Source organism: Chromohalobacter sp. HP20-39, from assembly GCF_033052815.1.
Lineage (GTDB): Bacteria > Pseudomonadota > Gammaproteobacteria > Pseudomonadales > Halomonadaceae > Chromohalobacter.
In genome coordinates this window covers 1-275 of the sequence record NZ_JAWHTP010000646.1, presented here as the reverse complement: position 1 = coordinate 275, position 275 = coordinate 1, and the positions used below count along the sequence as shown (strand labels likewise).

Here is a 275-nt window from a genome sequence, read left to right as displayed (position 1 = left end):
GGCATGCCCTTCGATCTGCGGGCCCTGCGTGGCGACCGGCGCGGCCTGAACATCGTCGACACGCTGCACCGCATGCGGATTGCCCATCGACAGCACCGCCAGCTCCAGCCCGTCGATGGGCCAGAGCTCGAAGCCATTCACGCGCCGCGGCGTCAGCCCGTGGGCGTCGAAAGGCAGGGCCGCGTGCTCGAACACCGGTGCGCCCATGTCCACCGTGACACGGCCATCGTCCTGCAGCGCGAGCCGCAGGCGCCGGTTCATCGTGTCGACCTGGA

The 275-nt window shown here is 70.2% G+C and carries 1 pseudogene; it reads right to left on the bottom strand.

Annotated elements, in window-relative coordinates:
* A pseudogene (locus tag RVY79_RS19535) lies at window positions 1-275 on the bottom strand (diaminopimelate epimerase); the annotation flags it as partial.